Genomic DNA, 23,054 nt, shown 5'->3' on the forward strand with positions numbered 1-23,054 from the left:
AACAACTGAAGATAAATGCTGCACATCGTTCATCACACTTTTACTGAATCCCAAACAGGCATTGATCAATTACCAGTTTATGAATTACAGTATCGGTACGAATGAACTTTTTTAAAGAAAGCGAATCATGACTTGCTGCTCCAGACAAACGTACAACATCGCGATACCCGTTTCCAAATTTATTTGACCAGGTTTCGGATGAAACCGGATAGAATGGGATAAATTGATTCCTGTTTTATCCCATTCCTTCCGAAACCATCCCATTTCATCCCATGTCATGCAAAAAATAATTTGGAAATCGCATTACCGGCATTGTATATTCGACGCTTGCTATTAGAGACGGACAACAGAATAGAAATGGGAAAAATTCCGGAAAAGGGAAGAGAAGAGGAGTGAAAAAGGAAAATGAGAAGAGGATACGCCATAGATAGTACGTGGATGGTACATAGATAGTACGTAGATCAGCCGTAGATAGTACGTACTAATAGCACGAAAGGGTAAAAGTGATGCAATTTGCAAAAAAGGGCAGGGCAGTGGGTGCCCCTTACTGTAAGCAAAAGTTCAGGCGGTACTGTAGGCAATCTGTTTCGGGGTATCAAATCCCTTTGGCCACCTTATGCCAGTGATCGGATATGGGTAACACTGGTACTGTTTTCCTTTTACTCATATCGATCGGGTAATTACCCTTCGTTCGCTTGTAACAATAAAACCCATTCATAAACAGCGACAGGTAAAAAGCACCCAGTCTTAATTTGAAAAAGCTTCTAATGATCCGTTTAACGGCATACGGAAAAGAAAACGCCCGCTTCCATAAATTCCTGTGCGCTTCCAGCAATGCATCCGGCGTTAAATTCTTAGGCACAAAAGCCACATTATACCCATTATAAAAACTCCAATCCCTGTCTTGTAAAATTCTTCCTTCCCTTTCGAATGTAGTACGAATGGGAGTACCTTGAAAAGGCGTCATGATACTTAAGAAGGGCACATCCACACCAATGTCCATCAGCCTGTCAGCCATTTCCTCGATACTTTCCTTCGTGTCATGATCAAAGCCCGATATAAACCCGGCCATCACGGCAATCCCTTTCTTATGTACCGCGGCAACCGCCTTCTTATAATTCTCTATTTTGTTTTGCTTCTTATTGGCATCAGCCAGCGATTCCTTGCCAAACGACTCGATCCCAAAGAATACACCAATACAACCCGACTCTTTCATCAGCTGCAGCAATTCCTCATCTTTGGCAATATCCATACTGGCTTGCGTAAGCCACCACACCTTCAGCGCTTTCATTTTTACCAACAGCTCTCTGATGTATTTCCGGTTGATCGTTAAGTTATCATCCCAAAACCACACCACCTTTCGCTGCCACCAATACTTGAAGTTGTTATAAGAAGCATCCCGGATCACATCATCCACCGGCCGCAACCGGAAACCTGGATTGAGAGAAGGAACAGTACAGAATGAACAAGTGAAGGGACATCCCCGCGTAGCCTGGATCACTTTCTTGATGAAGAACTTATTAGGCAGCAGGTCAAATCGTGGCGTGGGAATATCCTGCAGGTCGGTGGGCTCACCTTTGTAAACAGGCCGCAGCTTCCCATCACAAAAATCGGCCAGCAACTGCTTCCACACAGACTCTGCCTCGCCGGTCACAATGGCATCGAAATGTGTTAATGACTCTTCAATATTGTAAGTAACATGAGGGCCACCGGCAATCACCGTTTTACGTCTTTTATGAAACTCCCGCGCCAATGTAAACGCAGCCGGAGCAAATCCACTAAAGAACGAAATGGCGATCAGGTCGGCATCTGTGTTGAAATCAATAGGCTCCACCTGTTGATGGATCACCCGCACCGTATGCTCCGCGGGCGTCAACGCAGCAAGATGAATACCGGTAATAGGTGGCACAAAATCTTTTTCATGGCCAAACTCATACCGCTGCATATAAGCGATGATAATATCGATCTTCATAACACTTGTTTTTTGGGGAGCTATTTATTGAGCAAGACGAGTGAATGGTATTTTACGCACCAAAGGATTGGTAAACTCGAAAGCAATGACCTTACCCTGCTTGTCCCGCACGAAATGAATAAAGATCTGGCTCGCCTGGAACGTATCAGGCGCCACTGCCTTGAAAGGTATCTTTCTGTCCGGATCATGCCCAAGGCTCACTTCGATACCACTTGCTGCGGGGGCCACCTGGAATACCGATCCTATTTCAGTACTCTCATACCGGCCCGCAAAAGCCGATAGGTCCGTTGGAGTAGGTGAGTACGGCTGTGCACGCCGATAACGTGTAATAGCCCCCTCCATAGATTGCAATTCAAACTCATCCGGTGATAGGAAATTCAATGCAAAGGCGTCCTGCGACATAAACGATATGACCGCACCCCAACGCTTGAAACGCTCCTTGCTTTCGGCCACAAAGCCCGGGCCGTTGTCTACACGCAGCCTGCCTTGGAAGGTCACCAGCCGCAAAGCCTCGCCGGTCTTTTCATTGAAATACAAGCCCGCCTTACTGTTCACGTCCAGTCCCTCTACATTGGCAAGCGGCGGCAATGGATTGAACTCTGGTTGTGAGCCGGCGGTGTCGGGAACAAGCACGTTGAAGATGCGGCGTGCAAAAGACCGCCGGTCAGTGCCATCACCGGAATTACACATGATCCCGATGGAAATACCATACGCAGGATAGCGGCCCAGCCATGATTTATAACCCTCGGCACTACCGCTGTGCCATATCTCAGGAGTGCCACGAAAAGTATCCAGCATCAGGCCACGGCCATAGCTAAGCACCCGCCCATTGTTGAGCCGCGCAGGCTCCTGCAGTTTGGCAGATACGAAGCGCCCCAGTTTGTTACCCGTCAGCCCTTCATTCCAGAGCGCAAGGTCTGCCGCTGTGGTAAACAAAGCGCCGCCACCACCACGGTCATTGTCGAGCAACATAGCCACCTTCCACTGACCATCGATCTTGTTATAAGCAAGCGCACGGTCCTTGATTGGTGCACGAAGGTCTTCACGGAAACTGGTCGATTGCATGCCAAGAGGCTCAAACAAACGCTTGCGGGTAAATTCAGCGAAAGGCACACCACTCACGCGCGCCACGATCTCTTTGGCCAATGCATAACCACTGTTTGAATAAGCCCATTCTTCACCAGGCACGAAATTGAGTCCCCGTTGGCGGAAGGCCAGCGTCAGCGCATCAGGATTGTCCTTGGCCAGTTGCTGCATACCGGTCCAGTCGCGGATGCCGGAAGTATGCGTCAGCAGGTTGTCGATAGTGATCTTGTGACCATAATCCGGCAGCTCTTTGATATACTTGCGGATATCATCCGTAAGCGCGAGCCGCTTTTCTTCAACCAGCAACAACACGGCGGCAGCAATAAACTGCTTTCTCAAGGAGCCTGCATCGAATACACTGGATGTAGTGATCGGAACGGCGCGTTCCAGGTCTGCCGATCCATAAGCACGGTGGGCGATCAGCTTTCCGTTTTGATAAACCGTGCAGGCGCAGCCGGGCGCGGTAGGCGAAGCCCAGCTGAATACTTTGTCGATATCACTGGTTTTGTCCTGCGCAATAACTGTCATACAGGGAAACAGGGCGATAACAAAGGAAGCTATTTTCATGGCTATACTAATTAGTAGATGATATTATTGATGACCAAATAAGAAAGGGAACAGAAAGGCCACGATGGCGGCCCATAAACAGTAAACAGGTAGGAACCACGCAATTACTTTTCCAACAGCATTGATGTCGGTTTTCCTGGAAACAACCTTGAACAGCTGTACAGTAACCAGCAAGAGGTTTATCAGGATCAATACATTGCTGCCCAGTACCGCTGCCCGGTTGGGAGTAATACCACCCGCGGATATACGGAACAGAATGGCCGATAGCGCGATACCATTGACAACAATGGTGACAACAGATAGCAGGAAAAGTACCAGGGTTTCAGTACGGTTGTTTTCCTTCTTGGAGGCCTCAGCAACAGAGAAGAAGATGATGGCCATCACGCCGATCAGCAGCACATTGAAGATCAGTAGAAAGTCACGATCGTTATAAGGGTCTTTCCCCGAATAAATGATGGCGCCGAGATAGATCACGAGCATCACCAATACCAACGGACTGAATATGCGCGCAATCACTGGTGAAACCTTGCCCACCAGTTGTGGATTGGATCGGATAAGATAAGTGCCGAGAATGGGCGCGGCAGGCAAACCTACTATGACTACATACTGGAAATAAAGATCTTCAATCCTGAATCCGATCAGGTTAAAAAGACCAATAGTCACACCGGTCAATATACCGCCCGCGATCAGAATAAGAGTAGTCATTACTACGAGGTCGCCGTTATAACTTAGATAACCTAACCTTTTTTCGATAGGATGGCGTTGCCCGCCAACGAAAGCGAAGCCAGTGGCGGCCCACAACAATACCGGCAAATGCATACACGACAAAAGCAGGGTATCACTTTGTAGGTTGCCGGGAAGGAAGTTGATAAAAAGCACGCTTACGAGAATAGTGCCAACGACAACGGCAATATGATTGAGCGACAGTTTGTTTTTCCAGATAAAGTAGGCCGCCAATGCAGGAAAGATGATGAAGCCGGCATTCCTCGTATAGAAAGCTTCTTCGTTGATGGATAGGATGGCCGGCAATTTCGCGATCAGCCCTGAAATGAGTGCAGCAATGACCACAAATACCAGGTCTTTGCCACTGCCCCAGGAAATATCCTCCTTAGTATAGTTTAAACGTGCATACCAAAAGCCGCCAATGCTGGTATCCTTTAGTTGAGGATACAGCGCATCGAAGGACCGCTTAAAAGCGGGCTTGTCGGTCCTGTACAACTGTTCAAGCTGCACCGGATTGTCGAGGTTGGATAATATTGCTTCTTTCATATTGCGTAGTTATAAGTTGGTTAGGATTACTGTGCATTATTTGTTTAAAAAGAACTTTGTGCTTCAAAGTGTAAAGGCAAAAAAAATAGAGCCTGTACGTCGCTCCATTGCCGACTGTCGACTGCCGATTGCCGACTCATGGCTTCCTCGATTTAAGGATCAATTCCAAAGTCTTCAAATGATGATCAAAAGCTTTTTTACCAGCCTTCGTCATGAAATATTTAGTATTAGGCTTTTTGCCGATAAATGTTTTCTTAACCCCAATGTATTCTTCCTTTTCCAGCGCTTTAAGATGGTTGGCCAGATTGCCGTCACCGATGTCGAAATAGTCCTTCAGCGAATTGAAGTCGAGCATGTCATTGACCGCCAGCACCGACATGATGCCGAGCCTCGTTCTGTGTTCAAATGCCTTGACCAAACCATCGATTAATAATTTCATCTTTCGTACCTGTAATGCATATAAATGCCATAAATAATATGGACCAGCCCAAAACCTATCGCCCAGCACAATAAGCCATATTGTACAAAGTAACAACCGGCCAGGCCCAATACAATATTGATCAGCCCCAGGCTTTTTACCTCTTCATACGTGAACTTACTGGCATTATACAAAGCCAGGCCGTAAAATAATAAAGTACACGGAGCGATCAAACCAATAAACCCTTTGGCGATCAGGATAAGTACCAACAACCCGCCCGCAACAAGGGGCACTGCCATATGATACAGGAGCCGTTTGGTGGTAGAGTTCCAGAACTTTTCCTGCCTTTTATGCGCCTTTTTCGAAGAAAGAAAAATAGCCGTACCAATGGCCAGCACCAATACGCCGAGCGCCACAAAAATAACAGGCAACAGGCCGGCAGGTAAAAGACCCTCCGGCTGGCTATCGTAAGCAAGCTGATCGGGATTGAAGTGAAATACCTTATAAACGATGAAGGCGCCTGCCAGTGCATAAATACCCGCCATCACACCTGCAAGGCCCGAGAGCGACAGGAACTTCGAAGAGCGTTCCATCATCGAGCGCATCTCCGCTATATCCTGGATATAATCTTGTTCTTCTTTCATCTAAAAGCACTTTGTGGTTCAAAGCTAATACATAAATTCAAATTAAGCAACACTTACCAAAAAATAATGCCCCTTAAATGTTACCACGGGCTTGCCTTCCGGAAGCTTCAGAAGACTGGTCTAAGGGTGGGTCGCCCTGCCGCAGGATATTGAGCGTTGCCGGGGCGGCTCACCCGGCTTGCAGCTCAAAGCTCACAGCTTCATTTAAATCTTTCCAGCAAACGGTCGGAAGCTAATGCATACTGTTCATGCGCACCGTTTTCCCTGATCTCTCTGCCTGCCTGTTCGTTCATGCCCTTGGGCGTGGCAGCATGCCTGCTCAGTTCCTGGAAGTCGATGGGCGAGGCTTGCTGTGCCATGTAGGATAAAGCCTGGTACATATTGGCGATATACGCATTGGCTGTTGGCGCAGGAACACCTTTCGCTACGGTCCAGTTGCTGAGTGTAAGCAGCATATCATAAAAGGGAGTGATGAGGCCGGTAAGCGTCCACAAGGCAACCAATTGTTGCTCATCATGTACTTCCAGCGGTTGACCGATATGGCTGAATAATTGTGTAATGGCTGGCGTTGAAGCCAGGATAGGAATGGGACATTGATGCACCGCCACAGAAGGCAAGGGGATAGCCCGGCAGGCAACGCTGGCAGGCGCAATAGCATCCGTGAGCGCAGCCAGCTTTAAAAAGGGCACAAAAGAAACCACGGTATGATCTTTCCTGAATTGCAGCTCACGTATAACCGCTTCAGCTACCAATGGACGAACGGCAATGAAAACAATATCCGCCTGGTCCACTACTGCTTGATTGCTTTCCATCCTGGTGACACAGGCGTATTTGTCGGCGAGTTGCTTCGATTGTGCTTCATTCCGGGGCGATACATAAACGGTCAGCTCTTCTAAGCCAGCAGTACAAAACCCTTCAATAACTGCCGATGCAATGTTGCCCGTACCGATAAAACCTAACTTCATGCTTAATGACTTGTATAGTGAATGGCCAATTAGCGGCTACACGAAATTAAAGAGAAAAGGGACTGTATGTTTTACCGATACTGGCGAAAAACACCCGTCAATTAACGGGCTGAGTGGGGGAGGATGGGCCTTGCACCGCTTGTCGGCATAATGCGTTATATTTGACGTCCAATAATTGTCATTATTACATTTACCGGTCTTATATAATCCTGCCTTTATTTTTCCCCGGGTCATTTACAAACATAAGCGAGATGAAAATCCTTATACTATTTACCACAATGGTAAGTTTTTTCTCGGTGGGTTATACCCAGTATATCGAGGGGGAGAGGATCGTTATTGCAACTGAGATCCCCGGCCTCGTGGGGCAGTTGAAAAACACGCCCGATGGCCCTCAAAGAGCAGAGCTGCTATTGAAGGTTGGCTATGGCCATTTATATAAAGATGGCGAAAACAAGGCCGATCTGGACAGCGGTATGCTGTATGCGCAGCAGGCCGCTGATTACAGCACGCAAATAAAACATGCCTCTTTTAGCAATGAGTCCTTACTGTTGACCTCTATGCTATATATGGAGCAAAAGAATATGCCTGCTGCTAAAAAAATACTACCGATATTGAACGATAGTAACCGGCTTAAGATGCTGATTTGCCTGGGCAAGTTCGATATGCATACCCAGCCGTTTGCACCCGGTGGACATTCCTTTCTCGACTCCGCAGTATTGAGTGCACAGGCTGCCATGAAGCTGGCATTAAAGCTAAAGATGCTGCGGGCTGAAACGGCGCTATTGGTGGAGTCCATCGGAAGAGGATATAGCGATCAAAAGTTTCATGACCTCGCCGAAAAACAATACCTGTTCCTGCTGAACTATGTGGATAGTGCCGGCTTCTCGGCTAAGGCACGTGTATTGAGCTGGCTGAGCAGGACCTATTCCGATCAGGGTAATTTCTACAAGGCGACCAGCTATGGGATAAATGCAGAAAAAGCATTGAACACGAGCAGTAGTGATGCAGACCTTTCCCTTGTATACATGAACCTGGGTAACCTCTTTTCATTGCAGGAAAAAACAGAGCAGGCTGTACTGTATTTTGGAAAACTCGTTGCCGATCCCCAAAAGTACAGGCCTTTTTTAGGTATGTACGCCATAGCAAATACTTATTGCAACAACTTAAGAAAAGTAAAACCTGTGGAAGAGATATTATCTTTCATGCAAAAGTTCAAACAACAATGTCCGATACAATCCGATTACGATAGAAGCTATTACCATTTAATACTGGCAAATGTATACAGGGAGATGAAGCAGTTTAAACTGGCGGAAAACAACTACCTGGAGTCAATACGTTATGGCAAGTCAGCTAAAACGCCGACAGCTGGCGTATCTCTCAACCTGGGTATCCTGTATAATCAGTCCAATGAGCATCAAAAAGCGCTCGACGTGCTTAAAGAAGCAGAAAAAAGCTGGGTCAGCGAACCCATTTTGGCCAATGGCTTCCTTTACATATCCCGTTCCGAGGCTGCATTGGGTAATCATGGACAGGCTTATGATTACCTCCTGAAAAGCAAGACCATCTCCGATTCCATGTTTGCTGTAAACAAAGCAAGACTTACACAGGAACTGGAAGTACAATACCAGACACAGAAAAAGGAAGCAGACCTACGGATAAAAGAAGACAACATCCAATTTCTCCGTCAGAGAGCTGAACTGATAAGGACAGTCACTATTGTTATTTTATCCTTGCTGGCAGTCATTATAGCGTTGCTCTTCTGGTTATTCAGGGCAAAGCTGAAGTCAAACAAGGTGATCACCCATAAGAATGAATTACTACAGCAATTGGTAAAGGATAAAAGCTGGCTGCTGAAAGAAATGCATCACCGCGTTAAGAACAACCTGCATACGATCATGAACCTGCTGGAGTTTCAATCGGCTTATTTACATGATGATGCACTCGATGCGATCCGCAATTCCCAAACCCGCATTTTTTCGATGTCCCTGATCCATCAAAAGCTTTATCAGGCGGATGATGATGCAAAGACAGTAGACATGGCGGGCTACATTCCGGAACTCGTTGCTTATTTAAAAGATTGTTTTGGCAGGCAGCACAATATGCATGTCAATATAAATATGGATCATTCAGTGGTCTTTTACGTGGAAGATGCTGTTCCATTGGGTCTTATCATCAATGAAGCGGTGACCAATTCCATGAAATATGCATTTAAGAGCGATCAGCATGGAGAGATTGATATCAGCCTGCAACCCACCGGGACCGATAAGTATGAATTGATCATTGCCGATAATGGAACAGGACTCGGTAAAGACTTCAATCTGGATACTGCCACGACCCTGGGCTTCCAACTGATAAAAGGGTTGAGCGAACAATTGGAAGCCCAGGTGCAAGTGATCAATGAAAATGGATTAAAGGTTATCCTATCTGGTATTTCTGTGCACAGGACCAGCAAAGTGAAAACAAAGCTGTAGCTGCTATTCAAAAAATGGGACACCAGGAATAGCATACTTCTTCATGCCGGCTTCATTGATCTCCACGCCGATGCCCGGTTTGTCAGATACGGTAACAAAGCTATCTTTCACCCATTCTCCATCATACGTCACGATATCTTTAAACATGGGGTCTGTATGAAAATAAGACTGCCATTCCATGATCATAAAGTTGGGAACGGATGCGCACACATGTGCGCAAGCCATCGCACCGAGGAAAGAAGCCACCATGTGTGGGGCGAAAGGCACATAGTATAGATTGGCCAGGTTGGCAATCCGTTGTCCTTCACCAAGTCCACCGCATTTCTGCAGGTCCGGCATCACAATATCTACGGCGCCTATCTCAAGCAAGCGCCGGAAGCCGTAGGCGAGGTAGTGGTTTTCGCCGGCGCAGATGGGCGTGCTGGTCGACTCCGTGATCAGTTTGTAGGCTTCTACATTTTCAGCGGGTATGGGTTCTTCCAACCACATCAGGTTGAGTGGTTCCAGTCTCTTGGCAATGCTTTGGCCGGTTACGGCATCATAACGGCCGTGCATGTCTGCACAGATGTCGACGTTGGGGCCTACTGCTTCGCGGGCAGCGGCCAGTTGATCGTACATGCGTTGTAACTCTGCGGGGCTGGCCGTCCAGTTGTACCAGTCATATTTGTTGGGGTCGGTGGCCTGGTCAAGATCAAACTTGATGGCGTTGAAGCCCATCTGCTTGGCTTTCTTCGCTGCCTCGGCAAAGTCTGAAGGTTTGGGCAGGTTGCGCTGGTACAAAGCAGTATCACAATACACACGTACTTTGTCGCGAAACTTACCACCGAGTAATTGATACACCGGTAATTTGAGGGCTTTGCCTGCCAGGTCCCACAGCGCGGATTCTATAGCCGACAATACCGCTACATACATACCCGATTGGGCGCCCTGGAAGAAGCCCGACTTACGGATGTCTTCAAACAACCGATGAACGTTCAGGGGGTTCTTGCCTTTGATGCGTTGCCCGAAATTCTTGACGAGGTGGTAGGTGCCGGGAATGGCATCTACGCCTTCGCCGCACCCCCAGATATCTTGGTTGCTGTAGATCTTTACAAACAAACTGCCCCGTATATAACCACACTTCACATCCGTGATCTTCAGATCAGAGGGAGGAGAAACTTTAGGCGTCCGGTCTACCGCCTGCTCATATTCCCTGCCAAAGGTAGATAGCGACGCCAACGGCGTCATCGCCGCTGCAATAGCTGCTTTATTGATAAATGATCTTCTTGAATGTATGTTACTCATAGTATCTTGTTTTTTATTGTTATCTACGTATGTGTATATACTTAACGAATGTCACATTTGAAGTGATTTGGTGTTCGTATCAAGCAAGGTATGTTTTACCTTGGAGAGGCGTTAGCCCGTCAGGCCGCGCGGAGCGATCGGGCCTGACTTGATTTTTCTTTGGTTACTTTCTTTGCATCAAGGCAAAGAAAGTAACAACACCCCCGCGCGTGCAGCGCGAAACCCTTGCGTAAGCAAAAAAGTAAAGAGCAAAGAAACTACGCCTTACCAAGTCCTGTCTTTCAAAAACTGTTGAATAGTCTCCTTTGGCACCGGCAACTCATTGATATGATCATTAATCCATTTGGAAAAGTCCTTTTCAATCTCATCCGTCCACCTTGTATCGATCTGGCCCGCTGTGTACTTCCCTTCGCGAAGTCTTTGGTGGCCAAACATATCACGCAGGCGAACGATCTCCGAAGTAGTACAAACTTTCTCAGCCAGATGTGGAGGAACAAATACCACCACGCCCAGCTTGCCGAGTACTACATCGCCCGGCATCACCGTAACCGTTCGAATACGGGTCGGCCGGTTAATGCCAACGATCATGGTGTTCAGGTCTCCGGGAGGATTGTGATAGGATGGATCATAACTGGTGTAGTAAGAAGTGAAGCCGCCTATTTCTTTCAATCCTTCCACATCGCGCAATGCGCCATCGTACACGATGCCATTGCCTGTGCGGGCATAGATGGCATTGCCCACATTGTCGCCAATGGTAGGGCCATTCCTGTGCGCGCCAAACTGATCGGCTACATACACATCGCCTTTTACCAGCAGGTCTACGGGCCAGGTGTTCTGTCCGCGTTTTCCTTTTTTCTTACCAACGGTGTCGATGGCTTTCCACACATCGGGACGGGCAGGCATGAACATCGCGGTGACGGCTCTTCCTACCAATACACTGTCAGGATTGATCACCTGCCAGCTTTCGGCTACCTGGTAGCCATAGCCGGCATTCTTCATCACGGCCCAGGCTTCTTCCACGCTCACTTGCTTCATACGTTCCAGTATTCTATCCGGCACTTTGGGTCTCCCATCAGGGAAACGTTCGCCTTTCCATTCCGGTGTTAATGCGATCAGTTCCTCTCTGCTGATCTGCACTTCCTGTGCAGCAGTGTACTCACCAATCATTGTGATGGTGAGTAAGAACAGTATTCTTTTTATAAGTTGCATATGCAGATGTTTATATTGTTTGGGCTAAAGCATGATCTATTGAGATGAAAGTTGTTTCTCCTTGCCTCCGCTTCCCAACTCTTGACCCTGAACTCCTGACTCTTGACTTGTTTCCCCCGGCGGGTGATTATGCCACCAACTGGCCAGCGAAGAACCACTGATGTTCATGACAGGGCCAAAGATGGCGGGTGCTAACCCGGCAGTGGACAGCTTGCCCATCGCCAGTGCCAATCCTGAAGCGAGCCCCGCATTTTGCATTCCTACTTCGAGGGCAATGGTGCGGCAATCGCGTTCATGAAAGCGCAGTATGCGGGCAGACCAATAGCCCATGAAATAACCCAATACATTGTGCAGGACGGTAGCAATGATCAACAGCGCGCCAACCTTAATCAGGTTATCCCTGCCTGCTGCAGTAATGATGGTGAGGATGATGCCGATGCCAGCCATGGATACCAACGGCATGGCTTTGTCGAGCCATTTCATTTTGCCGTGGATGAGGTAGTGAAATGCCAGCCCGGCTGTTACCGGGATGATCACGATCTTGGTAATATCCCATACCATGCCCCAGAAATCAATGTCTATAAAGCTGCCGCCCAACAGGCGCATGAGCAGTGGCGTTAAGAAAGGTGCTACGATGGTCGAGATGGTAGTTACTGAAACCGATAAGGCAAGATTACCTTTGGCGAGGTAACACATCACATTGGAGGCCAGTCCGCTGGGACAGCAGCCTACGAGGATGATCCCCGCTGCTATTTCAGGCGGGAAATTGAACAGGTTGGCAATCCCGAATCCTACCAGAGGCATAATAATATAGTGACATACTACACCTACAATGATGCCTTTGGGCATACGCAACACGTTGGCAAAGTCCTTCAGGCTTAGCTCAGTTCCCATGCCAAACATGATGATCTGCAGCAAAGGAATGATGAGTTCCGATAGCTTGAAGCCGCGATAGGTTTTGAAGTACTGCGGGTAATACATCGCGAGGCTTACCACTGCCATGATCATGAGTGTATAGGAAAGTCCTTTCAATAGCCGGTGTTCCCGGAAGGCCATCGCCAGGCTGAAAAAGAACAGGAGTAATATCCAGCCGCCCCAATCGTGCTGCTGTTGCACCACCAGCACGGCGTAAGCAATCAGGCAGGCCGCCGCTCCAAGATAAAAAAAGGTTGAACGCTTCATTTGGCAATTCGTTTAGTAGAAGGATTAGGTTCTTCTGATAATCTGTCAATGTTACTTTGTCGGTCTCAGGGTGGGTCGCCCTCAAAACTTGTCCCGCTTTGCGGGAGGGCGGCTCACCCTGAGATAAAAGGAAATGCGCTAACTAAACACCCGGTCGTGTGAACGAACATCATTCCACTGCGGCGTCGGTTCGAAATAGGTTTTGTCTTTGGAGTGCAGGTGTTGCTTCACTACTTCGTCATTCAGCTCGATGCCCAGTCCCGGCGCTGTTAATGGAAGATTGGCAAATCCTTTGGTGATCAGCTTTCTGCCATCTGTTGTTTTCACCAGGTCTTCCCACCATGGCAGGTCAACAGAGTGGTGCTCCAGCGACAGAAAGTTTTGGGTGGCAGCTGCGCAATGCACACTCGCCATAAATGAAATGGGCGTACCCGCCTGGTGCATGGCCATCGCGATACCATTCTCTTCGGCATAATCACCAATTCGCTTAGTCTCCAATAATCCGCCGGAAGACGCAAGGTCGGGGTGTATAATATCAACGGCTCTTTTATCGATCAGCGCTTTAAAGCCTTTTAGCAGGTAAATGTCTTCACCCGTTAGGCAGGGTGTTTCCAATGCATCGCTCAATGTTTTCCATTGGTCGGTGAGTTCCCAGGATACCACATCTTCCAGCCAGGCAAGCCGATACTTTTCCAAAGCCCTGCCGAGGCGTATACCATTGTTTAGATCGAAGTGGCCATAGTGGTCTGTGGAGATAGGCGCATCATAACCTACCATGCCACGCACAGTTTCTACAATACTGGCCAGCTCTGCCAGCCCTTTGTCGGTGATCTGTATCTGCGTGAAAGGGTGCAGGGCATTGGCGTAGGACATGGGGTTGTTCATATCACCCCATTGTGCGAGGTTGCCCTGCGCATTGCGCCATTGATCTGCATTTACCAGCGTGCCAGGTTTACCCTTCAACTCATTGATGGATACATCCATCTTCAACCAGGTATAGCCCTGCTCTTTCATCCGGTAATTGATGAGTTTCTTTTGTTCTTCCGGTGAACCTGCTTCCGGTGTGTCGGCATACAACCTTACTTTATCACGGTAGCGGCCACCCAGTAATTGCCAGGCGGGTACATTGTAGGCTTTGCCACACAGGTCCCACAAAGCCATCTCCACGCCGCACACACCACCGGCTTGCCGCGCGGGCCCGCCAAACTGTCTTATCTTCTTAAACAGCATTTCTACATTGCAAGGGTTTTCTCCCAGCAGGCGGCTTTTAAGCATCAGTGCATAGCGCTCGTCGGCGCCATCTCTTACTTCACCCAAACCATAAATGCCCTGGTTGGTGTCAATGCGTATGATGGCTGTTCTGCCCAATACTGTGGTAACACAGTAACGCAGGTCGGTGATCTTAAGATCGGAGGGGGCGGAGAAGCGATTTACCTTTTGTGTGCTTTGCGCTACTACATCCTGAATGGGCAACAACATGCTCGCGCCGCCAAGCGTAATGCCGCCGAGCGCAGACCGCTTTATAAAGGAACGGCGGCTGTTGTGTGCGGAGTCGTTGTGGGTAGTATTATTATCGGTATCGGGTACCGGGTCTTTCAAACCCAGTTTGGTCAGGAATTTTTGTGATGGAGTCATAGCAGATAATTTTATTTGGTTAACCTAATTTGTTTTACCAGGTTCTGTCTTTCATGAACTGATCCAGTTCTTTCCGCGTCATCGGCAGTTTATCCGGATTGGCATCGAGCCATTGCAGGAAATCTTTCTTGATCTCATCGGTCCATTGTGTATCGATCTGTCCGGGTGTGTACTTGCCTTCGCGCAGGCGCTGATGGCCGAAAGCATCGCGTAATGAAATGAACTCGGAAGTCAATACCACATCTTCCAGCAGGTGGGCAGGAATGAATACCACACCGCCTTTCTTGGCCAGCACGGCATCGCCGGGCAACACCGTGGCGCGACCTATGCGGATCGGCATGTTGATACTGCCCAGCATCATCTGTTGTATGTAAGAGGGATCGTACCCTTTTATCCAGCCGTTGAATCCCTTGATCTCCTCAAGGCCTTCTACATCGCGAACAGAGCCATAGAAGATAACGCCGCGGGCAGATTTGGCGTAGATGGCATTGCCAAGGTTGTCACCGATCAGGGTGCCGTCAACTACCTTTCCATAACTATCTGCAACGTAGATGTCGCCATTTTTTAGTACATCGATAGGCCATGAGTTGGTGGCGCCGATGCGGCCTTCGGCTTTGCCTTTATCTTTTATCAATTTGTCTACATCAGGACGCAGTGGCATGTATTGGGCAGTGACGGCGCGGCCTGTCATGACGGAGTCGGGGTGTATTACCATCCAGTCGCCTTCAAACTGGTTCTGGTAACCTTTGTTGCGCAATACACCCCAGGCTTCTTCGAGGTGTATGCCTTTCAGGCGTTCGAGTAGCTTGTCGGATACGCGCGGTCGCCCGTCGGCAGAGCGTTCGCCTTTCCATTCCGGCGTCAGTGCCTTGATCTGTTCCGGTGTAAGTGTCACCTGCTGTGCCTGCACCAGGGTACATAGCAGCAGTGCAATCATCGTTAGTTTGTTTCTTCTCATATGCAGGATGGTTTTGTGTCAATGTCTTTATAGCTTTATCTTCTGCTTCACCGGTTCTTCTGTCACTGCATACTTCTGTTGCAGATTCCCGATGGCTTCAAATTCATCGAAGAGCTTACCGCTGAGTTTTTCGAAAATGCTGAAGTAGTCGGCGTACACAGCGTGGTGTTGCTTGTCCGGTTTGTATACATCCGGCAGTTGCACCGTGCGGGCCGCTTCATCCAATGATTTATAAATGCCCATTTCTGTTGCGCTCAACAACCACGCGCCATAGCTCACACTGTGAAACTGCTGACGCAGACGTACGGGTTTGTTGAACATGTTGGCCAGCATTTGTGTACAGAAAGGAATGGTGCCGAAGCTGCCATTCACCGACAGGCTCTTGATCGTACGTTGTTCTGCCAGGCTTTTGCCAATGCTGTATATCTCATACAGGATACCTTCAATAGTAGCTCGCACAAAATGTTTGCGTTCGTGTTTGATGTTCAGTCCGAAATAAGCGCCGCGGGCATTGGCATTCCAGATAGGGGCGCGTTCGCCCAACAGATAGGGTAGAAAGAGCAGGCCATCTGAACCCACTGGCACCTGTGATGCTTCTTCGATCAATTGTTGGGTGCTGTGCTCTATATCGTAGGGGTGTGTAAAGTCTCCGAACTGCCGGGTAAACCATTCGAAGATGTTTCCCCCGTTGTTGGTGGGACCGCCACTTACATAACAGTTTTCCGTAAGCAGGTAATTGAAGAAGCGCATCTGTTCATCTTTCAATACGGCAGGGCCCATCACGCGCACCGCGCCACTGTCTTCAATGGTTATCGTGGCATTACCTTCTCCGTTTACGCCGTCGCCCAGCGTAGCAAGGCAACCGTCGCTGGAGCCGATCAGTATTTTTGTGTCTGCGCTCAGCCCCAGTGATTGTTGGTAGGCTTTCTTCAGTTTGCCTGCATTGGCAAATACCGGCGCCAGGCCGGGCAGCTTGGCAGCGGTAATGCCGGCATATTGTAAGGCGTCTGCTTCCCATGAAATGGTATGGATGTTCAGCAGCCCCGTAGCGGAAGCAATGCTGTAATCGATCAGGTATTCGCCGGTGAGCTGATGGATGATGTAGCTCTTAATGGACAGAAACTTACTGGTGAGTTTAAAACGCTCTTTGTCACGGTTCCTGATCCACGCTATCTTCAGCAAAGGGCTCATGGGGTGGATGGGGGTTCCTGTAGCGGCATACAGGTTTTTCCCTGCTTTCGAGTTGCGCAGTTCCAGCGCTTCTTTCTTGGCGCGGTTATCGCTCCAGGTAATGGCGTTGCCCAGCGGGTTACCATTTTTGTCTACTGCCAGTACGCTGTGCATGGCGGCGCTGAAACAAATACAGGCTACTTTATATTTCTTCGGATGTATATATTCATTCAGCAGGTTCTTCATTACATAGAGAGTAGTAATGAATATCTGCTCGGGGTCCTGCTCGCTGTGGTCGGGTTCCGTATGAAATGTAGGATAGTAGCCTTTCATCGATCCGATGACACGGCCACTGAGATCAAAGGCAAATACCCTGATCCCGTTGGTTCCTAATTCTATCGTAATGATGCATTTCATATTGTAGAGGTTATATATTGCGTAAATGATTTTTTCTGAATTCACTGGGACGGTAACCGGTCAGCTTTTTAAATGTAGTCGAAAAGTGTTGCGATGAATAGAAGCCGGTATCCAGCGCTATGTCGGTCACACTGATATCGGGCCGCTTCAATAATTTAATAGCTTCTGAAATACGGATATTGATCAGGTAGTTGATCGGCGAAAATCCTGAGTAACTTTTTACCCGCTCTGTAAACAGCGTAGTGCCCAGACCCACGAGGGCCGCCATTTCTTCTACTGTCCATTGGTGTGAGAGGTTTTCCCGTAGCACTTCTTCCAGCCGCATGAATGTCTTCGGGAAGTCGCGGCCCGGATGGCTTTGTCTTGTCATGTGGCGTGTTACCTGTATCAGCAGGTCGTCCAGCTGGTGATTGATGCGCGCCTGGTAACCTATTTCATGGCCAAACAATTCGGCACTGATGCACTTGAGTATCTTACCGGCTTCGTCGAATCGTGATAGTATGGGTGAACTGTTCAGGGATAACATTTTGCCGATGGCCGCTCCTTCACTTTCAGAGAGGCCGCTCCATTTGCCGGGCAGGATGTGCCCATTCTCCATTTTTTGAATACCGAGGTGCACCCAGGTAAAAGCGCCGATCTCCAGCACACCATTGTCACTGCCAAAAGAGACGCCGGGCAGCACAATCGCTACATCGCCGGGATAAACAACGTATGATTGATGGTCGATGCGCCATTCAAACTTGCCTTCTATAATATAGTATATCCTGATGCCCTCTGCAGTGGTGGTAGGAAAAGTGTTGAGCTGGATAGAAACATTCTTTTTTGTGCCCACTTCCAGCAGGTGCGGAAATAGCCGAAGCTCTGCTGACTTGCCGTGTTGTAGCACAAATTGATTCATATGACGTTAGCGATGGTACTTTAGCAATCTGCCCCATTTCGGAGCTTGCATAAAGAAAGGAAATTTATTCGTGTCAGATGTACAAAATTCAACGTTGTTCTATTTTGGAAGTTTTTGAGTGTAATAGCTGATAATTTGGCACCCTAACGATTAACTCACCAAAATAAACTGCCGGTATGAAAAAGTACTCCAGCGGCAAGCCATTCCGCTTTGTGCGACTATGGCTGCTTTCTTTTCTGCTCTTATGTATATCCGCCGCCCGCGCTCAAACAGTTACAGGAACTGTATCAGATGAAAAAGGTACGAAATTGTTGAATGTATCTGTAGTCGTTAAAGGATCTACACAGGGAACTGCCACCGATGCAGACGGAAAATACAGTATTTCCGTTCCCGCAGGAAATAACGCTACGCTCGTCTTCAGCTCTGTTGGTTTTAAAACAGTAGAAGAGGTCATAGGAGGCCGCAGTGTAGTAAATGCAACATTGGTGGCCACCAACCAGGACCTGGGCGAAGTAGTGGTGACTGCGCTTGGTATCAAAAAGCAATCCCGTGCATTGGGGTATTCTGCTACGAATGTAAAGCCTGAAGAGCTGAGTGTGAACCGCACCAGCAATGTCATGAACTCGCTGCAAGGTAAGGTGGCAGGTATGAACATTTCCTCATTGGGCACCGGCCCCGGCGGTAGTTCCAAGATCCGCATCCGGGGACAGTCTTCTCTTTCCGGACAAAATAACCCGCTTATTGTTATTAACGGTGTACCGGTTGATAATTCCAACTTCAACGACAATGCGGTTAGCGTAAAGGGAGGAGGCTCCTATGCCGATGGCGGTGATGGGTTATCGAGCATCAACCCTGATGACATCGAGAGCATGACGGTGCTGAAAGGAGCTCCGGCATCGGCGCTCTATGGCTCACGCGCCAAGGATGGTGTCATCATGATAACCACTAAAACAAGGGGAAAGACCAAAGGTATCGGCGTTACTTACAACCTTAATTATACCAACGATAATCCGTTGGACTTTACCGAATATCAGAGCGAGTATGGCCAGGGCGAGAACGGAGTCAAGCCCAATGCTCCCAATCCTACGTCTGGTCAATGGTCTTTTGGAGAAAAATTCACACCCGGCGCTACACAGATATTGTTCAATAACCTTACTGTACCCTACGCGCCACAGGGAAGCCGCATCAAGAATTTTTATCGTCATGGACAGAACTTCGCCAACACCGTGGCATTCGAAACCGGCGGTGAAAAAGGAGGCATGCGGTTATCACTCAATAATAATGAGAATAAAGGTATCATGCCCAATAACTCTTTCAATCGTAAGGGTATGAACCTTGGCTTCAGTTACAACCTTACGGAAGACTTTCTTATAGCGGGCAATGTCAATTATTCAAGGGAGTTCAATAAGAACCCTCCAAATATTGCCAACCAGGACAATTCTGTTCCTACTACGATCATGGGCCTGTCCAATTCCATGCCATTGAGTGTGCTCAATGAGAATAAATACAATGCCGCCGGCAATGAGTATCCCTGGTCAAGATTCACCAATCGTACCAATCCTTACTGGGTACTGGCCGAGCAGTTTCATAACATCAAACGCGATCGCATCTTTGGTAACGTTTCGCTGAAGTATAATATATTGAAATGGCTGAGTGTGCAAGGCCGCTTCGGACAGGATTACTGGTCACGCGATGAGGATGTCAATAACTTCCCCACCGGCCATGCTTCCCGTGCAGCAGCCCCTCCGGGTTTCGTAAATGGTGTATATACGCAGGAGTCACGCCGCTTCCGCGAAACCAACCTCGACTTCCTCGTGAATGCCAATAAAGAGTTTGGTGACCTTGGTGTAAACATCAATGCTGGCGGTAACCGTATGCGCAAGCGTTCGGATATCAACAACGTAGTGGTTACCGACTTTATCATCCGCGGACTGTATACTGTTCAGAACGGACGTGGCAAGGACCCTACCTATACACTGATAGAACAGGGTGTTAATTCATTGTATGGATCTGCTGAATTGAACTGGAAACAAACTTTTTACCTCACCGGTACTTTACGTAATGATTGGTTCTCTACCTTGTCTCCGGAAAACAGGAGTATCCTGTATCCTTCTGTGTCGGGTAGTTATGTATTCTCTGAGCATTTGCCAACGGTCTCCTGGCTCAACTTTGGTAAGGTGCGTCTCGGATATGCAGAAGTGGGTAGCGATGGTGATGTAGCTCCTTACGCCGATCAATTGTTCTATACAGTAAATGCCAACTTTATCAACAACCCCAGTGGTGTGCCTGTACCCGTAGGCACCAGCAATATCGTCACCGGTACTGGTACTACTTTGCCCAATAAAAACCTGCGCCCCAGCCGCGTAGCGGAAACAGAGATCGGCCTGGAGTTGCGTATGTTCAATAACCGGGTGAACATTGACCTCGCAGCCTACCGGAAGATCACGAGTGACCAGATCGTCAACGTTCAGATATCCGATGCTTCCGGTTATTTCAATACGCCGATCAACAGTGGTAAAAGCCGCAATATTGGTTTTGAAGCTTTGCTGAACCTGGTGCCCATCAGAAACAGGCAATTTACCTGGGAATTCACGGCCAATACTTCTTACAATAAAACCAAAGTACTGAGTATTATCACCGATAAACCGGGTGAGCGCATCACTACGGCTACGCACGTATTTAATGGAGAGACCAGGCATGTGGTAGGTCAGGAGATCGGACAGATCGCTGGCTTTGGGTATGCACGTGATGTCAAAGGGCAAAGAATATTCCAATCCAACGGTGTGCCGCAACGTACAGGCGATTTCTTATTGTTTGGCAGTGCCTTGCCTAAATGGGTAGGTGGTTTCCTCAATACCTTCAACTATAAAGGTATTCACCTCACCGTGTTTATCGATTATAAATTGGGTGGTAAAATTCTGTCGGGCACCAACTTCAACGCTATACGCCAGGGCTTGCATGCGATGACGCTGGAAGGCCGCGTAGGTGGTGTGAAGGGTGTAGGAGTGGATGCCAACGGCAACCCCAACAATGCAGTTGCTGCGGTACAAACTTATTGGGAGCACTTGCGTACACAGCAGATCGTAGAGCCGGTAATCTATAATGGTGGTTATTGGAAGCTGCGCCAGATGTCCGTAGGTTATGATCTTACCAAATTCATTCCGGCCAAATGGCCCATCAAAGGGGTGAAGCTCGATCTTGTTGCCAACAATGTGCTCATGCTCAAAAAATGGGTAGACAATATCGATCCTGAAACGTTTGGTTTCGGTTCGGATAACCAGGTAGGACTTGAATCACCTGGCCTGCCTACTACCCGCAGCCTTGGATTGAACCTGAATATTAAATTCTAACACTTGTCGTCATGAAAAGAATCTTCAATTATATATTACCGGTCTTGTGCCTGTTTGCCGTAGCAGGTTGTGACAAAGGATTGTCGGACCTGAATGTCAATAAAACAAGTCCCACTGCGCTTGACCCGGCCCTGTTGTTGAACCAGGCAATAATCAATACTTCATTCCCTGCAAAAACGCTCGTATTCGATGAGGGTGTCGTACAGCAAATGGTTACGCCCAACGGTGGTGTACTTACGGGCGCCAACTTCAACCAGGATAGCCGCGACGTAACGCTGGCGCCTTTGTGGACAGTCTACTATCAAAGTGTGATCAAAAATACCTATGATGCGCTCACCCGCTCGAAGGACAATCCAGCCCGCAGCAACATGTATAACATGGTGCGTATTTATCAGGCTTATGTGTTCATGATCCTGACGGATGCATATGGCGATATTCCTTATACGGAAGGTGGTGCAGGATTTGTTACACAGGTGATGTTCCCCAAATATGACAAACAACAGGATATTTATCCGAAGCTCATACAGGAGCTGACGGAAGCGGCAACGGCCCTCAATCCTGCAGGTAATATTGAAACAGGTGATGTATTGTATGCAGGTGATATACCGAAGTGGAAAAAGTTTGCTTATTCTCTTATACTTCGTGCAGGTATGCGGTTGTCCAAAATAGACCCGGGCAAAGCCCAAACCACTGTACAGGCTGCTTTTGCCGGAGGTGTTATTACCAGCAATGCCGATAATGCCTACATACGCCATGATGCGAACTTCCAGCAAGGTATTGGTGGCACACTCAACGGTAGTGAAGCAGCCAATATTTACCTTGCCAAGCCATTTGTAGATCAATTAAAGAATACAAATGATCCGCGTTTGTCAGCTATTGCCATCCGCTATGTGGGTGCAGCCAGCGGCGCCGGGCAAGTGGTGGGTGTTGGCAGCACTGATCCCACCAAGCAGATCGGTATGCCTATCGGCAAAGACAATGGTACCATAGGTGCAGCCGCCATAGCTGATGGGCTGGCCAGCTTCTATGATTACAGCCAGGTGGATCGCCGCAGGATAGTGAAGACAACTTCTCCCATGTTTCTCCTGACAGCTGCACAAACCAACTTATTGCTTGCTGAAGCCCGCTTCAGGGGATGGATCACTACCGGCAATACTGCTGCTCAATATTATGCTGATGGCATCCGTGCACACATGGACCAGATGGCAGTTTATGATCCAAACAGTGCCGTTGCTGCTGGCGCCCGCGATACGTATGTAACAAACAACCCGCTTACAGGCGGTAATGAGCTGCGCGATATCAACACTCAATATTGGATCGCATCTTTCCTCAATGGTCCGGAAGCTTTTGCTAACTTTAGACGGAGCGGCTTCCCGGCGCTTACGCCCAATCCTTATGGACAACCTAATAACCCCGACGTACCCAATGGCACTTTTATCAGAAGACTGACTTATCCTACATCGGAGCTGAGCGTGAACACGACAAATGTGAATGCTGCTATCGCTAATATGGGCCCCGATAAACTGAGCACACGGGTATGGTGGGATAAACAATAGAAA

16 protein-coding genes are annotated in these 23,054 nt (G+C 48.3%); 3 read left to right on the forward strand and 13 right to left on the reverse strand.

Annotated elements, in window-relative coordinates:
* Window positions 1-595: 595 nt before the first annotated feature.
* The 6 genes from AC5JBY_RS15490 to AC5JBY_RS15515 form a co-directional block, all read right to left on the reverse strand.
* Window positions 596-1,972: a B12-binding domain-containing radical SAM protein gene (locus tag AC5JBY_RS15490; RefSeq protein WP_495905517.1), complete on the reverse strand. Its 1,377-nt coding sequence runs from the start codon at window positions 1,970-1,972 to the stop codon at window positions 596-598.
* Between the two features lie 24 nt (window positions 1,973-1,996).
* Window positions 1,997-3,625: a serine hydrolase domain-containing protein gene (locus AC5JBY_RS15495; RefSeq protein ID WP_495905518.1), complete on the reverse strand. Its 1,629-nt coding sequence runs from the start codon at window positions 3,623-3,625 to the stop codon at window positions 1,997-1,999.
* Window positions 3,626-3,649: 24 nt separating this feature from the next.
* Entirely contained in the window at window positions 3,650-4,894 is a 1,245-nt protein-coding gene (locus AC5JBY_RS15500; protein ID WP_495905519.1) for a hypothetical protein, read from the reverse strand.
* A 136-nt stretch (window positions 4,895-5,030) separates the two neighbouring features.
* Window positions 5,031-5,333, reverse strand: coding sequence for a winged helix-turn-helix domain-containing protein (locus AC5JBY_RS15505; protein ID WP_495905520.1), 303 nt, complete (start codon window positions 5,331-5,333; stop codon window positions 5,031-5,033).
* Window positions 5,330-5,956: a hypothetical protein gene (locus AC5JBY_RS15510; protein WP_495905521.1), complete on the reverse strand. Its 627-nt coding sequence runs from the start codon at window positions 5,954-5,956 to the stop codon at window positions 5,330-5,332. Before AC5JBY_RS15510 ends, AC5JBY_RS15505 begins: the two co-directional genes overlap by 4 nt.
* Before the next feature lie 200 nt (window positions 5,957-6,156).
* Window positions 6,157-6,921, reverse strand: a complete 765-nt coding sequence (locus tag AC5JBY_RS15515) for an NAD(P)-binding domain-containing protein (protein WP_495905522.1) — start codon at window positions 6,919-6,921, stop codon at window positions 6,157-6,159.
* 251 nt (window positions 6,922-7,172) lie between these two features.
* Here AC5JBY_RS15515 and AC5JBY_RS15520 point away from each other — a divergent pair, with 251 nt between their 5' ends.
* Complete coding sequence (locus tag AC5JBY_RS15520) at window positions 7,173-9,392, forward strand: tetratricopeptide repeat-containing sensor histidine kinase (protein WP_495905523.1); 2,220 nt, start codon at window positions 7,173-7,175, stop codon at window positions 9,390-9,392.
* 3 nt (window positions 9,393-9,395) lie between these two features.
* Here the strand turns inward: AC5JBY_RS15520 and AC5JBY_RS15525 are convergent, their stop codons facing one another.
* From AC5JBY_RS15525 to AC5JBY_RS15555, 7 genes are all read right to left on the reverse strand, one after another.
* On the reverse strand, window positions 9,396-10,676 hold the full coding sequence (locus AC5JBY_RS15525; protein WP_495905524.1) for a mandelate racemase/muconate lactonizing enzyme family protein: 1,281 nt from the start codon (window positions 10,674-10,676) through the stop codon (window positions 9,396-9,398).
* 264 nt (window positions 10,677-10,940) lie between these two features.
* Window positions 10,941-11,885, reverse strand: coding sequence for an RraA family protein (locus AC5JBY_RS15530; RefSeq protein WP_495905525.1), 945 nt, complete (start codon window positions 11,883-11,885; stop codon window positions 10,941-10,943).
* Window positions 11,886-11,921: 36 nt separating this feature from the next.
* Window positions 11,922-13,067 (reverse strand): bile acid:sodium symporter family protein, encoded by a 1,146-nt coding sequence (locus AC5JBY_RS15535; protein WP_495905526.1) that lies wholly within the window; start codon window positions 13,065-13,067, stop codon window positions 11,922-11,924.
* A 138-nt stretch (window positions 13,068-13,205) separates the two neighbouring features.
* Window positions 13,206-14,702: a mandelate racemase/muconate lactonizing enzyme family protein gene (locus AC5JBY_RS15540; protein ID WP_495905527.1), complete on the reverse strand. Its 1,497-nt coding sequence runs from the start codon at window positions 14,700-14,702 to the stop codon at window positions 13,206-13,208.
* A gap of 34 nt (window positions 14,703-14,736) precedes the next feature.
* Window positions 14,737-15,660 (reverse strand): RraA family protein, encoded by a 924-nt coding sequence (locus tag AC5JBY_RS15545; protein WP_495905528.1) that lies wholly within the window; start codon window positions 15,658-15,660, stop codon window positions 14,737-14,739.
* Between the two features lie 27 nt (window positions 15,661-15,687).
* Window positions 15,688-17,247 (reverse strand): gluconokinase, encoded by a 1,560-nt coding sequence (locus AC5JBY_RS15550; RefSeq protein WP_495905529.1) that lies wholly within the window; start codon window positions 17,245-17,247, stop codon window positions 15,688-15,690.
* A 10-nt stretch (window positions 17,248-17,257) separates the two neighbouring features.
* Window positions 17,258-18,145, reverse strand: coding sequence for a helix-turn-helix transcriptional regulator (locus AC5JBY_RS15555; RefSeq protein WP_495905530.1), 888 nt, complete (start codon window positions 18,143-18,145; stop codon window positions 17,258-17,260).
* 176 nt (window positions 18,146-18,321) lie between these two features.
* Here AC5JBY_RS15555 and AC5JBY_RS15560 point away from each other — a divergent pair, with 176 nt between their 5' ends.
* Both AC5JBY_RS15560 and AC5JBY_RS15565 read left to right on the forward strand, forming a co-directional pair.
* Complete coding sequence (locus AC5JBY_RS15560) at window positions 18,322-21,495, forward strand: SusC/RagA family TonB-linked outer membrane protein (RefSeq protein ID WP_495905531.1); 3,174 nt, start codon at window positions 18,322-18,324, stop codon at window positions 21,493-21,495.
* A gap of 11 nt (window positions 21,496-21,506) precedes the next feature.
* Window positions 21,507-23,051 carry a SusD/RagB family nutrient-binding outer membrane lipoprotein gene (locus AC5JBY_RS15565; RefSeq protein ID WP_495905532.1) on the forward strand — a complete coding sequence of 515 codons (1,545 nt, stop codon included), beginning with the start codon at window positions 21,507-21,509 and terminating at the stop codon, window positions 23,049-23,051.
* Window positions 23,052-23,054: the final 3 nt, after the last annotated feature.

It is taken from the genome of Paraflavitalea sp. (genome assembly GCF_059502485.1).

Excerpts from the sequence above, each read along its gene's own strand:
- AC5JBY_RS15490 (WP_495905517.1), bottom strand. The coding sequence starts at position 1,972 with ATGAAGATCGATATTATCATCGCTTATATGCAGCGGTATGAGTTTGGC.
- AC5JBY_RS15495 (WP_495905518.1), bottom strand. The coding sequence starts at position 3,625 with ATGAAAATAGCTTCCTTTGTTATCGCCCTGTTTCCCTGTATGACAGTT.
- AC5JBY_RS15500 (WP_495905519.1), bottom strand. The coding sequence starts at position 4,894 with ATGAAAGAAGCAATATTATCCAACCTCGACAATCCGGTGCAGCTTGAA.
- AC5JBY_RS15505 (WP_495905520.1), bottom strand. The coding sequence starts at position 5,333 with ATGAAATTATTAATCGATGGTTTGGTCAAGGCATTTGAACACAGAACG.
- AC5JBY_RS15510 (WP_495905521.1), bottom strand. The coding sequence starts at position 5,956 with ATGAAAGAAGAACAAGATTATATCCAGGATATAGCGGAGATGCGCTCG.
- AC5JBY_RS15515 (WP_495905522.1), bottom strand. The coding sequence starts at position 6,921 with ATGAAGTTAGGTTTTATCGGTACGGGCAACATTGCATCGGCAGTTATT.
- AC5JBY_RS15520 (WP_495905523.1), top strand. The coding sequence starts at position 7,173 with ATGAAAATCCTTATACTATTTACCACAATGGTAAGTTTTTTCTCGGTG.
- AC5JBY_RS15525 (WP_495905524.1), bottom strand. The coding sequence starts at position 10,676 with ATGAGTAACATACATTCAAGAAGATCATTTATCAATAAAGCAGCTATT.
- AC5JBY_RS15530 (WP_495905525.1), bottom strand. The coding sequence starts at position 11,885 with ATGCAACTTATAAAAAGAATACTGTTCTTACTCACCATCACAATGATT.
- AC5JBY_RS15535 (WP_495905526.1), bottom strand. The coding sequence starts at position 13,067 with ATGAAGCGTTCAACCTTTTTTTATCTTGGAGCGGCGGCCTGCCTGATT.
- AC5JBY_RS15540 (WP_495905527.1), bottom strand. The coding sequence starts at position 14,702 with ATGACTCCATCACAAAAATTCCTGACCAAACTGGGTTTGAAAGACCCG.
- AC5JBY_RS15545 (WP_495905528.1), bottom strand. The coding sequence starts at position 15,660 with ATGAGAAGAAACAAACTAACGATGATTGCACTGCTGCTATGTACCCTG.
- AC5JBY_RS15550 (WP_495905529.1), bottom strand. The coding sequence starts at position 17,247 with ATGAAATGCATCATTACGATAGAATTAGGAACCAACGGGATCAGGGTA.
- AC5JBY_RS15555 (WP_495905530.1), bottom strand. The coding sequence starts at position 18,145 with ATGAATCAATTTGTGCTACAACACGGCAAGTCAGCAGAGCTTCGGCTA.
- AC5JBY_RS15560 (WP_495905531.1), top strand. The coding sequence starts at position 18,322 with ATGAAAAAGTACTCCAGCGGCAAGCCATTCCGCTTTGTGCGACTATGG.
- AC5JBY_RS15565 (WP_495905532.1), top strand. The coding sequence starts at position 21,507 with ATGAAAAGAATCTTCAATTATATATTACCGGTCTTGTGCCTGTTTGCC.